Annotated in this window: 11 protein-coding genes, 1 rRNA gene and 1 riboswitch; of the genes, 1 reads left to right on the top strand and 11 read right to left on the bottom strand. The window is 67.9% G+C overall.

The window, feature by feature from the left end:
* Positions 1–166: 166 nt before the first annotated feature.
* Positions 167–262: riboswitch (glycine riboswitch) on the bottom strand.
* 104 nt (positions 263–366) lie between these two features.
* Positions 367–741: a PRC-barrel domain-containing protein gene (locus tag JEQ17_RS39005; protein WP_200399631.1), complete on the top strand. Its 375-nt coding sequence runs from the start codon at positions 367–369 to the stop codon at positions 739–741.
* Between the two features lie 15 nt (positions 742–756).
* Here the strand turns inward: JEQ17_RS39005 and JEQ17_RS39000 are convergent, their stop codons facing one another.
* The 11 genes from JEQ17_RS39000 to rrf form a co-directional block, all read right to left on the bottom strand.
* Positions 757–2,310, bottom strand: a complete 1,554-nt coding sequence (locus tag JEQ17_RS39000) for a DNA polymerase IV (protein ID WP_200399630.1) — start codon at positions 2,308–2,310, stop codon at positions 757–759.
* A 159-nt stretch (positions 2,311–2,469) separates the two neighbouring features.
* Positions 2,470–3,102 carry a MerR family transcriptional regulator gene (locus JEQ17_RS38995; protein WP_200399629.1) on the bottom strand — a complete coding sequence of 211 codons (633 nt, stop codon included), beginning with the start codon at positions 3,100–3,102 and terminating at the stop codon, positions 2,470–2,472.
* A 214-nt stretch (positions 3,103–3,316) separates the two neighbouring features.
* Positions 3,317–3,790 (bottom strand): bifunctional nuclease family protein, encoded by a 474-nt coding sequence (locus JEQ17_RS38990; protein WP_006123076.1) that lies wholly within the window; start codon positions 3,788–3,790, stop codon positions 3,317–3,319.
* A gap of 86 nt (positions 3,791–3,876) precedes the next feature.
* Entirely contained in the window at positions 3,877–4,611 is a 735-nt protein-coding gene (gene ftsR, locus JEQ17_RS38985) for a transcriptional regulator FtsR (protein WP_200399628.1), read from the bottom strand.
* A gap of 42 nt (positions 4,612–4,653) precedes the next feature.
* Entirely contained in the window at positions 4,654–5,589 is a 936-nt protein-coding gene (locus tag JEQ17_RS38980; RefSeq protein ID WP_200399627.1) for an FHA domain-containing protein, read from the bottom strand.
* Between the two features lie 61 nt (positions 5,590–5,650).
* On the bottom strand, positions 5,651–6,586 hold the full coding sequence (locus tag JEQ17_RS38975) for a DUF881 domain-containing protein (RefSeq protein ID WP_234048525.1): 936 nt from the start codon (positions 6,584–6,586) through the stop codon (positions 5,651–5,653).
* A gap of 5 nt (positions 6,587–6,591) precedes the next feature.
* On the bottom strand, positions 6,592–6,924 hold the full coding sequence (locus JEQ17_RS38970) for a small basic family protein (RefSeq protein ID WP_003988855.1): 333 nt from the start codon (positions 6,922–6,924) through the stop codon (positions 6,592–6,594).
* Positions 6,921–7,823 (bottom strand): DUF881 domain-containing protein, encoded by a 903-nt coding sequence (locus tag JEQ17_RS38965; protein ID WP_200399626.1) that lies wholly within the window; start codon positions 7,821–7,823, stop codon positions 6,921–6,923. Before JEQ17_RS38965 ends, JEQ17_RS38970 begins: the two co-directional genes overlap by 4 nt.
* 90 nt (positions 7,824–7,913) lie before the next feature.
* Positions 7,914–10,409, bottom strand: coding sequence for a mannose-1-phosphate guanyltransferase (locus JEQ17_RS38960; protein WP_200399625.1), 2,496 nt, complete (start codon positions 10,407–10,409; stop codon positions 7,914–7,916).
* A 116-nt stretch (positions 10,410–10,525) separates the two neighbouring features.
* On the bottom strand, positions 10,526–11,134 hold the full coding sequence (locus tag JEQ17_RS38955; RefSeq protein ID WP_200399624.1) for a CDP-alcohol phosphatidyltransferase family protein: 609 nt from the start codon (positions 11,132–11,134) through the stop codon (positions 10,526–10,528).
* Positions 11,135–11,287: 153 nt separating this feature from the next.
* A 5S ribosomal RNA gene (rrf, locus tag JEQ17_RS38950) occupies positions 11,288–11,404 on the bottom strand.
* Positions 11,405–11,497: the final 93 nt, after the last annotated feature.

The following is an 11,497-nucleotide window of genomic DNA, read 5'->3' as shown; positions in this document are numbered from 1 at the left end:
CGACCTTCGAGGGCACCACTGCATGGGTGCCCGGACGGCCTCCCCCTCTGTCATCTCAACCTGAGAGCTTCACCGGCCCGCCCGTGAAGGCGCACCGGCTTTCACCGTCGGTGAGAGCGGAACCCGTCCAAAAAAACTCGAACACCGCTCTGCTTTCCAGAGTGACCTCGTCCATGCGGTACGTGGGCCTGAGAGATTCCGGGGAGGATTTGCTCCTTCGGCGCCTCCGATGAAGCCTGGAGGACTCTCCCGCACGGGGTCAGCAGCCGTTGCCCAGCGTACCAGCGGGGTTCCCTCGAGTGGCCGCCCTCCTCAAAGTGCTCTTTCGTAGTGCTTACGGATGAGTTGCGAGCAGCTGGAGGGCCCGTGCAGACCGACATCGATCCGCGCAACCTGATAGGCCGCAAGGCGTTCGACCGCAACGGCACCAAAATCGGCACGGTCGACGAGGTCTACCTCGACGATGCGACCGGCGTACCGGAGTGGGCGGCCATACGCACCGGCCTGTTCAGCAGAGACGCCTTCGTCCCCCTGGAGCCCAGCGAGCTGGCCGACGGGGCCCTGCGCGTCCCCTTCGAACGCGCCCTGATCAAGGACGCCCCCGACTTCGGAGTGGGCCGCCACCTCTCCCCCGAACAAGAACTCCAGCTCTACCACCACTACGGCCTGGACGTAGCCCCCCCACCCCCCTTCCCGGACCACGACTTCGGCCACCTGGCAGGCAAGGACGAGTCCCCGTAGGGAACGTTTCAGGGGTCACGGAAACCACCCACCCCCAGGAGCGACAGCGGCCCTGGCTTTCTTTGGGGGCGCGGAGAACTGCGCACTCTTCAGGGGCGCGGGGAACTGCGCGACCAGCCCCCACGCACCCGCAGCCACAATCGCACCCCCGTCACCCTCCCCGCCCGCCGCAGGCGACCCCGCAGGCGCCCCCACACCCCCAGGCCGCCGCTCAACCAACGGCAACGGCTCCGCAACCTCCAACAAAGGATCATCACTCCGAAACGTCCGCACCCGCCCCGGAGGGGAACCCGGCGTCTCGAACCGCACAGTCACCCGCCCCAGCCCACTCCCCTGCACCCACCCGTGCCCGAACTCGGCATGCCGCACATCGTGCCCCGCATGCCACCGCCGCTCCGCCGGAGGCACCGGCTCCTCCACCGCCTCCTCGACCTCTTCCTTCTCCGCGTGCTCGACCTCCTCGGCGGCAGCGACAGCGGCCGCAGCGGCGGCAGCCGTCCGAGCCTGCGCGAAGAGATCCTCCTGCGTGTAGTCGGCGAGCCCCGAGACCCCCACCCCCAGCAGCCGTACGCCGCCCGTGGTGTCCACGGACTCCAGCAACCGCGCGGCGGCCTCCCGCACCACCGCGGGGTCGTCCGTGGGCCCCCTGAGCGTCTCGGACCGGGTCAGCGTCGAGAAGTCGTACCGCCGGACCTTCAGCACGATGGTCCGCCCCGACAGATGCGCGTCCCGCAACCGCCCCACACACCGGTCGGCGAGCCGCTGGACCTCCATCCGCACTCGCACCCGGTCATGGATGTCCACGTCGTACGTGTCCTCGACGGAGACCGACTTGGTGTCCCGCTCGGCCACCACGGGCCGCACGTCGTGCGCGAGCGCCATGGCGTACAGCGCGACCCCGTGGGCCTTCCCCAGGAGCCGTACGAGCTCGTCCTCGCCCGCCTCGGCGATCTCCCCGACCGTGGTGATCCCGGCCCGCCGCAGATGGTCCCCCGTGGCGGGCCCCACGCCCGGCAGCGTGCGTACGGACATGGGGGCCAGCAGCTCCCGCTCGGTGCCCGGCTCGATCAGCACCAGCCCGTCGGGCTTGGCCTGCTCGGAGGCGATCTTCGCGAGCATCTTGGAGGCGGCGAGACCCACGGAGCCGGTCAGACCGGTGACGGCCCTGATGTCCCCGCGCAGCTTCACCCCGGTCAGCCGCGCCGACTCCGCGTCCCAGGCCGTCCGCCCGGCCTCCAGATCCACGAACGCCTCGTCCAGGCTCAACGGCTCCACCAGCGGCGACAGATCCCGCAACAGGCCCATCACCTGCTCGCTGATGTCCCGGTAGAGCCCGAAGCGCGGTACGAGATACGCGGCGTTCGGCGCCAGCCGGCGGGCCTGCGCCATGGGCATCGCCGAATGCACCCCGAAGACCCGTGCCTCGTACGAGCAGGTCGCCACCACGCCCCGCGGCCCGAGCCCGCCCACGATGACCGCTTTCCCGCGCAGGCTCGGCTTGGCCGCCTGCTCCGCCGAGGCGTAGAAGGCATCCATGTCGAGATGCAGGATCGTGGGCGCGGTTCTCACATGTCCGATGCTGCCCTACGCCACTGACAATGCACTGCGGACCGGCACGGAGCCGGACCGCCCGAACAGCCGAACGACGGACACCGGACGACGGACACCGGACGACGGAAAGCAGGCGGCGGGCGTCAGGGCCGGACGGCCCCGACAGGCCCCGCCGCTTCAGACCGCGCGATTGCGCCGCCGCGCCAGCTCGTCCGCCGGATTGGGCCGCACAAGCGTCTCGCCCGTGTCGACCCGCTCCCCGTGCAGCTGTGAGAGGGCGCTCTCCACGTCCCGCCAGACCACGCCCACCGCGATCCCGAAGATGCCCTGGCCGCCCTGGAGGAGCGCGTGGACCTCGTCGGGCGAGGAGCACTCGTAGACCGTCGCGCCGTCGCTCATCAGCGTCATCCGCTCCAGGTCCCGGAACCCGCGCTCACGCAGGTGCTGGACCGTCGTGCGGATGTTCTGCAGCGAGACCCCGGTGTCGAGGAACCGCTTGACGATCTTCAGGACGACTACGTCCCGGAAGCTGTAGAGCCGCTGCGTCCCCGACCCGTAGGCGGCCCGCACGCTCGGCTCGACCAAACCCGTTCTGGCCCAGTAGTCGAGCTGCCGGTAGGTGATGCCCGCGGCCGCGCAGGCCGTGGGCCCGCGATAACCGACCTCCTCGGACGCCACCCCGCCGTCCTCGGGCACCGCTGTCGGCCGCTGTACGTGATCGGCCGCGCTGCTGTGAAGCGGGTACGGGCTGCTCTCCCCCAGACCGGGTCCGGGGGCACCCCCAGCCGTACCGTCGCCGCTGCTTCTCACGCCGACCTCCGTCCTTGACCTGCCTTCTCGACGGTAGGCAGCCACCGGGGGTGCGTCAACGACCGCCACACTCGGCACGCCGAGTGATAATCACCCTAGGAGTGGTTTCCCGTGTCCCACCGCGGGGAAAGGCTAGCCGAATGCTCTCGGGACAACCGCCGTACGGCCTGTCGTCCGGCGGTCCCGGAGGGTCACTGGAGCCCGGGCCTGAGGGTCACTGGCTGTTGGTCCCGAAGTCCTCGGGCGAGATCTGGTCGAGGAACTCGCGGAACTTCTCCACCTCGTCCTCCTGCTCGTCCGGGATCGCGATGCCGGCGTCGTCCAGCACCCCGTCGCTGCCGTAGATCGGCGTTCCGGTGCGCAGCGCGAGCGCTATGGCGTCGGACGGCCGGGCGCTCACCTCGACCCCGCTGGCGAACACCAGCTCCGCGTAGAAGACGCCCTCCCGCAGGTCCGTGATGCGCACCTCGGTGAGCTCCTGGCCGACGGCCTCCAGCACGTCCTTGAACAGGTCGTGGGTCAGCGGTCGCGCGGGGGCCATGCCCTGCTGAGCGAAGGCGATCGCCGTCGCCTCCCCGGGCCCGATCCAGATGGGGAGGTAACGGTCGCCTCCCACTTCACGCAGGAGCACGATCGGTTGGTTGGAGGGCATTTCGACCCGGACACCTACGACGTCGAGCTCGTTCACACAGCAACCCTAGGCCGTGCCCGGCATCTTTGGGTAGTCGGGCACGGAATGGGCGGCCGATACCGCTCTTCGCGCGACCCACCGGGTCAGGGCAGCCGCACCCCGAGCGCGGACTGCACCAGCGCGGCGTGCAGCTTCACCGCGAGCCCCGCCAGCTCCTTGGTCTGCGCCTCCGCGTGCGCCCTGGTCTGCGGATTGCGGTGACGCCGCAGCGGGGCCACAACCTGGTCGACAAGGCCGGCCTCACGGTCGGCGGCGGCCTTCACGGCACGCAGATGGCGCGGCTCGATCCCGAACCGCCCCAGTTCCACGACGAGACCGGCCACGGTCACCGCCTCGGCGTCGTAGACCCCCTCAGGCAGCGGTGTGATGAGCCCGTAGGACTCCCACTCCTGAAGCTCCTGCTCGCCGATCTCCACGGCGGCCAGCAGCTCGGCCCGACCGATCCTGGCCACGGTCGGCCCCTCGGGCTCGCAGAGCGCCTCGCCGTCGCGCTGACGCCCCACGGACGGCAACGGCAGCGCCTCACCGCGCTCCACGGCGTCCAGGTGCTCGCGGATCACCTTCAGGGGCAGATAGTGGTCCCGCTGCATCCTCAGGACGTGCCCGAGGCGCTCGACATCGCCCGGGCTGAACTTCCGGTACCCCGACGGTGTCCGCTGCGGCTCGATGAGCCCCTCCGACTCCAGGAAACGGATCTTGGAGATGGTGACTTCGGGGAACTCGTCGCGCAGCACATTGAGCACCGTGCCGATGCTCATCAGTCCGTTGTCCATGGCGGCGGTGCCGTGGCCGACACCGCCGCTCGGTGTTCGAAACATGGACCTTCCTGAGGGTCCCCCCGGACCGGGTCCGGGGGCGGGTCAGATACCCCGCTGGCTCGCGTAGAAGACCAGCCGGTACTTGCCGATCTGCACCTCGTCGCCGTTCGACAGCGGGACCGAGTCGATCCGCTCCCGGTTGACGTACGTGCCGTTGAGGCTGCCGACGTCCGCCACCGTGAACGAGCCGTCGGGAACCCGACGGAACTCGACATGGCGGCGCGACACGGTCACGTCGTCCAGGAAGATGTCGCTCTGCGGATGACGGCCGGCGGTGGTCAGCTCGCCGTCCAGCAGGAAGCGGCTGCCCGAGTTGGGCCCACGGCGCACCACCAGGAGCGCCGAGCCGAGCGGCAGCGCGTCGACGGCGGCCTGCGCCTCGGGCGAGAGCATCGGCATCTGCGTCTGGCCGGTGACCTCGGCGTCGTAGGCCTCAAGGCCCGAGATGGAGATCGTCGAGGTGGTCTCCGACGGACGCTCGGGCGTCGCCCCGGCCCGCAACGGAGCACCGCAGTTGGAGCAGAAGCGGCTCGCCTCCGCGTTGCGGTTACCGCACCTCGTACACACCAGGGCCGACATGGACGGATCCTCCTGCCGCGGCTGCCCCGTCGGGGCATTGGACGCATACGGGTCGGAGCCGAAACCTATGCGTCCCGACTGGGCAGGGTCAACAGACGGCGCGCCCTGACCACCGGAAATGTCACCACCCGGACCACCGACCTGATCGCGGAACAGGGGGCGGTCCCCCTGGTCCTCACTCTCCGAGGGGCGCAGTGCGCGATGGCGGGCAGTCGCGTTGTCGCTGCCCTCTCGCGCGCTCTTGCCGAACAACTTCGCAAACAACTTCACGGGCGATTCCCCTTGACCGAAACAGACCCGCCCGTGGGGCAGGACGAACCCTGATTGCACACACCGGCCGAGCCGGACACCCTCACAACGTCCGTATCCACCAGACAGTTTCCACCACGCACCACCCATTCGGTGCGTCGACCCCCCGCAACCTCATGCCCTCGACGAGGGGCCCCCAAGCACCCCCTGTTCACTGGGAGGACGACCGAGCGTAGTCAGGCCGCTTCGCCGGTCGCAAGGCGTCCACGATGATCTTGTCCGATCGTTCCACCGTGACAGTGGCCTGCTCCTTCTCCAAAGTCTGCACCACACCGCCCGGGATGTTGAGCGCCGGTTCGAGGTCCTGAGGCTTGCCGATGACCTTGAAACGATAGGGGGCGCTGATCTTGTTCCCGTCGACGGCGACTCCACCGCTCACATCCGTCAGATAGGTGCCCGCGACGACCCGTACGCCGTTGACCTGGATCGCCTCCGCCCCGGCGGCACGCAGCTCCTGGATCGCGTCGAGCAGCATGTCGGCCTCGACCGTCCCCTTCTCGTCCCCGATGGTCAGCGTGATGCCGGGACCCTGCGCCGCCACGGTGCCCGCCAGGATGCCGAGTTGCTTCTCCTTCTCGACCGTCTGCTTGCGGGCCTCCTCGGCCTGGTCCGAACTGTTCTCCAGCTCGGTGCGCTGATCCTCCAGCCCCTGCTTCTCCTCTTCCAGACGCTGTGTGCGGTCGTCCAGTTCATCGAGGATGCGTACGAGATCCTCCTGACGCGCACCGCGGAGGGCGCCGTCGCTGTCGCTGTTGGACGCCACCTGGACGGCGAGACCGAAGCCGAGGCCGAACAGCAGCAGGGCCACGATGAACTGCGCACGCGACACACGCGGCGGCCAAAGACCCTTCACCAGCCGCTGCCGGCCGGTCAGAACCGGCTTGCTCGGTTCCGCCTCGGCGTCGGGCGACTCGGGGTTCTCCCGAGCCCGCGCCTCCTCCGCCCGCACCTCTTCGGGAAGTTCCTTGCGCAGGCGGTTCTCGGAGGTCTCGGGGGCGTCCGGGCTCCTGGGGGTCTCAGGGGACTGCGAGGTCTCTGAGATCTCTGGGGTCTTTGGGGTCTCTGGGTTCTCGTCCTGGTTGCTCATCGGCCTCACGCCCGGAACACGTGACGACGGATCGCCGCGGCGTTGGAGAAGATCCGGATGCCGAGGACGACCACGACACCCGTGGACAGCTGGGCGCCCACACCCAACTTGTCGCCGAGGAAGACGATCAGCGCGGCCACGACAACGTTGGACAGGAACGACACCACGAAGACCTTGTCGTCGAAGATGCCGTCGAGCATCGCCCGCAGACCTCCGAACACGGCGTCGAGCGCCGCGACGACGGCGATCGGAAGATAGGGCTCGACCACCGCCGGAACCTCGGGCCGGACCAACAATCCAGCCACGACTCCCACGACGAGGCCCAGTACGGCGATCACGATGTGCCTTTCTCTGTGCTCGGTTGTGCTGTTCGTACGATCACACTCGGTGCGGCGGGCAGCCGGACGTCGTCCTCAACGGAAATGCCGGTCCGGATATGGAAGTTCTTCCGCAGGGCGTCCAGATACTGTCCGTCACCGCTGTTCTGGAACTCGGTTCTCAGCCGCTCGCCGTCCCCCACCGCCAACACCGTGTAGGGCGGCACCAGGGGCTTGTTGTCGACCAGTATCGCGTCACCCGCGGCCCGGATCGCGGACAGTGCGGTCAGCCGCTGCCCGTTGATCGAGATGGCCTCGGCGCCCGACTCCCACAGGCCGTTGACCACGCGCTGCATGTCGCGGTCGCGTACGCGCCCGGTGTCGGAGAAGCCCGACGTCTCGCGTGCGTCGCCGTCGCCGCCCTGCTCTGCTTCCTTGGCGTCGTTCACGACGAGCTTCACGCCGGGACCATGTACTTCGACCGCTCCGGCCAGGATGCCCACCAGCTCGCCCTGTTCGCCGCCGTGCTTCTTGAGCGCCTCGCGCTGCCGCGCGCTCACGTCGTCGCGGAGCTTGTCGATACTGTCCTCGAGCTTGTCGGCCGCCGACGTCTCGCGGTCGATGCGGTCGATGAGTTCCTCGCGCTCCTTGGCGACGACCGGGGCCGCTATCCGCGCCTGCGCGGCCCCCACGGTCACCACGAGGGCCGCGAGCACCAGACCGGCCGCGAGTCCGAGCTTCGCCCGCAATGTCTTAGGCAGGGCGCCGGTCCCGTCGGCCTTCTTCCGGGCAGCCGCCTCCGCGTACCCGTCGTCGAGGCTGTGGTCCATGACGTTGGTGAGCAGCGACATGGATGCGTCCGGGCGCGAGGGGCGCGTAGAAGTGCTCCGAACGGGGGGCTGCTGCGGCATGCCGCACATCGTCGCACGTCGCGGCCAGTACCTCCGAATGGCCCCACCGTCGTGCCGGACGTGCCCCTTTGGAGCACGTCCGGCACGCGCGCGTGCAGCTCAGCGACCGGCGCTGTCCACCACCGACGACCACTCGTCGAGCAGGGCCTGCGCGGACGCGTCGTCGGGCCCTTCGGCCCACAGATGCGTGACCGCCTCCGCCCGGTCCGGAAGAACCATCACCCAGCGCCCGTCGGTCTCCACCACTCGTACGCCGTCGGTCGTGTCCACGAACCGGTCGCCGGCCGCTTCGACCACGCGCCGCATCACAAGCCCCTTGACCGCCCAGGGAGTCGCGAGATCGCGCTTGAGGACGTGCGCCCGGGGAATCCGGGCGTCGATCTGGCTGAGAGTGAGCTGCGTCCGCGCCACCAGCCCGATGAGCCGTACGAAGGCCGCCGTGCCGTCGAAGACGCTGCTGAACTCCGGCACGATGAAGCCACCGCGCCCGTCGCCTCCGAAGATCGTCGACTCCTCGCGCCCCACGCGCGTCAGATCGTCCGGCGACGTCGTCGTCCAGTCGACCTGGGTCCCGTGGTACGCCGCCACCTGCTCGGCGATCCTCGTGGTGGTCACGGGCAACGCCACCCGCCCGCTACGCCGTTCGGCGGCCACCAGGTCGAGCATGACCAGCAGAGCCCGGTCGTCCTCGATGATCCGCCCCTTCTCGTCGACGAGCGACAACCGCTCGCCCACCGGGTCGAACCGCACCCCGAACGCGGCGCGCGCGGACGCCACGATCTCTCCGAGCCGCACCATCCCCGACCTGCGGGCATCCGCGGTCTCCGTGGGCCGCGACTCGTCGAGACCGGGATTGATGGTCAACGAATCGACCCCGAGCTTGCCCAGAAGGCTGGGCAGCACCAGCCCGGCACTACCGTTCGACGCGTCCACGACCACCTTGAGCCCTGACTCGGCGACCCCGGTGTTGTCCACATTCCGCAGCAGAGAACCGGTGTACGAGTCGAAGACGCTGGCCGGGAAGTGCAGGTCCCCGATCTCGCCCGGGAAAGCACGCCGGTACTCCTGCCGCGCGAACACCCGGTCCAGCTTCCGCTGGCTCCCCTGCGACAGGTCCGCCCCGCGCCCGTCGAAGAACATGATGTCGACGGAGTCGGGAACCCCGGGCGTCGTCCGGATCATGATCCCGCCGGCACTGCCCCGCGCGGTCTGCTGCCGCGCCACCGGCAGCGGCACGTTCTCCAGGTCCCGTACGTCGATGGCGCTGGCCTGCAGCGCCGAGATGACCGCCCTCTTGAGCGCACGCGCGCCACGCGAGTGGTCACGGGCGGTCGTGACGGTCGAGCCCTTCTTGAGCGTCGTCGCATACGCACCCGCGAGGCGTACGGCGAGCTCGGGCGTGATCTCCACGTTCAGGATCCCGGAGACTCCGCGGGCTCCGAAGAGATGGGCCTGGCCCCTGGACTCCCAGATGACCGACGTATTGACGAAGGCGCCGGCCTCGATGGTCTTGAACGGATAGACCCGCACATTGCCCTGAACGATCGATTCTTCACCGACCAGGCACTCGTCACCGATGACGGCGCCGTCCTCGATGCGCGCGGCCCGCATGATGTCGGTGTTCTTCCCGATGACACAACCGCGCAGATTGCTGTGCTGGCCGATGTACACGTTGTCGTGCAGCACGGCCTTGTGCAGAAACGCCCCGGTCTTGACGACGACGTTGGAACCCACGACGGTGTGCTCGCGGATTTCGACGTCGGCCTCGACCTTGGCGTAGTCCCCGATGTAGAGCGGGCCTCGCAGCACGGCGTCGGGGTGTACTTCGGCACCCTCCGCGACCCAGACCCCGGGCGAGATCTCGAAGCCGTCGAGCTCGACGTCGACCTTGCCCTCCAGGACATCGGCCTGCGCCTTCACATAGCTCTCGTGCGTGCCCACGTCCTCCCAGTAGCCCTCGGCGATATAGCCGTAGATCGGCTTGCCCTCCTTCATCAGCTGAGGGAAGACATCGCCGGACCAGTCGACGGAGACATCGGCCTCGACATAGTCGAATACCTCTGGCTCCATGACGTAGATACCGGTGTTCACGGTGTCCGAGAAAACCTGGCCCCAGGTGGGCTTCTCGAGAAAGCGCTCGACCTTGCCTTCCTCGTCCACGATGGTGATACCGAATTCCAGCGGATTCGGGACACGGGTCAGACAGACGGTGACCAGCGCACCCTTTTCCTTGTGGAAATTGATCAGATCAGTGAGATCGAAGTCGGTCAGAGCATCACCGGAGATCACGAGGAAGGTGTCGTCCTTCAGCGCTTCCTCGGCGTTCTTGACACTGCCGGCAGTACCGAGTGGCTTCTCCTCATTGGCATAGGTGAGCTCCATACCGAGCTCTTCACCGTCACCGAAGTAGTTCTTGACGAGAGAGGCCAGGAACTGGACAGTAACGACGGTCTCGTTGAGCCCATGCCGCTTGAGCAGCCGCAGCACATGCTCCATGATCGGGCGATTGGCCACGGGCAGGAGCGGCTTGGGCATGCTTGAGGTCATGGGGCGAAGGCGTGTGCCTTCACCTCCGGCCATCACGACGGCCTTCATGTCGGAAGCGTCCTCCTTGAAGAGACGACGGTCTAGCCGACTTCACCCGTCAGATTGTCCCGCACATTCTGCTTGCGGGCCATCAGAGGCCACTAACGGCCGCCCATTCGGCGAGCTCAATCGGCCATGGTGTCCGCGCGGACAAGGCGGCGGACCTGAACCACGTAGAGGATCCCTGCCCACCAGTAGAGCGTTGTACCCCATCCCGCGAACGCCCATCCGAAAATAGCAGCGAGTGACGCAAGCCATCCACTTCCGTCACTGAGCAGCAGCAACGGGAAGGCGTACATCAGGTTGAACGTAGCAGCCTTCCCAAGGAAGTTCACCTGCGGTGGCGGATAGCCGTGCCGCCTGAGGATGCCCACCATCACCAGGAGAAGCAGCTCACGCGCCAGCAGGACGCTTGTCAGCCAGAGCGGCAGAATCTCGCGCCAGGTGAGCCCGACGAGAGTCGACAGAATGTAGAGACGGTCGGCCGCGGGGTCCAGCAGCCGGCCGAGGCTGCTGATCTGGTTCCAGCGACGGGCCAGCTTGCCGTCCAAATAGTCGCTGATGCCGCTCAGCATGAGCACCAGGAGTGCCCAGCCGTCACTCTGGGGACCGCCGAACTCCGGCCTGAGGATCAGCCACAGGAACAGCGGCACGCCTGCGAGACGCGCCATGCTGAGGATGTTCGGGATGGTGAGGACCCGGTCTGTCTGGACGCGGGTCTCCTGGACCTCCACCCGGGGGCCTCCTGTGGGAACGTGCCAACGATGCCCCCTGACCTTACCCTCAGGCATCTGCCCGCAGCGCGGAGGGGGTTCGGCCGGCGTCCTGGAAAACAAAAAAGCTCCGGTTCTTGGACTGAAAGTCCAAGAACCGGAGCTCTAAAAGGAGTTCGGCGGTGTCCTACTCTCCCACAGGGTCCCCCCTGCAGTACCATCGGCGCTGTAAGGCTTAGCTTCCGGGTTCGGAATGTAACCGGGCGTTTCCCTCACGCTATGACCACCGAAACACTATGAAATTCTGAACCGGTGCCTCAACCCCCCTGTGGCCCAGGAGGGGAGACGTGTCGTTCGTTATTTCAGAACTGACACAGTGGACGC

Source organism: Streptomyces liliifuscus, assembly GCF_016598615.1.
In the GTDB taxonomy this organism is placed as follows: Bacteria; Actinomycetota; Actinomycetes; order Streptomycetales; family Streptomycetaceae; genus Streptomyces; species Streptomyces liliifuscus.
This window is presented reverse-complemented; position numbering and strand designations above follow the sequence as displayed.

Excerpts from the sequence above, each read along its gene's own strand:
- ftsR (WP_200399628.1), bottom strand. The coding sequence starts at position 4,611 with ATGTTTCGAACACCGAGCGGCGGTGTCGGCCACGGCACCGCCGCCATG.
- JEQ17_RS38980 (WP_200399627.1), bottom strand. The coding sequence starts at position 5,589 with ATGGGTGGTGCGTGGTGGAAACTGTCTGGTGGATACGGACGTTGTGAG.
- JEQ17_RS38975 (WP_234048525.1), bottom strand. The coding sequence starts at position 6,586 with ATGAGCAACCAGGACGAGAACCCAGAGACCCCAAAGACCCCAGAGATC.
- JEQ17_RS38965 (WP_200399626.1), bottom strand. The coding sequence starts at position 7,823 with ATGTGCGGCATGCCGCAGCAGCCCCCCGTTCGGAGCACTTCTACGCGC.
- JEQ17_RS38960 (WP_200399625.1), bottom strand. The coding sequence starts at position 10,409 with ATGAAGGCCGTCGTGATGGCCGGAGGTGAAGGCACACGCCTTCGCCCC.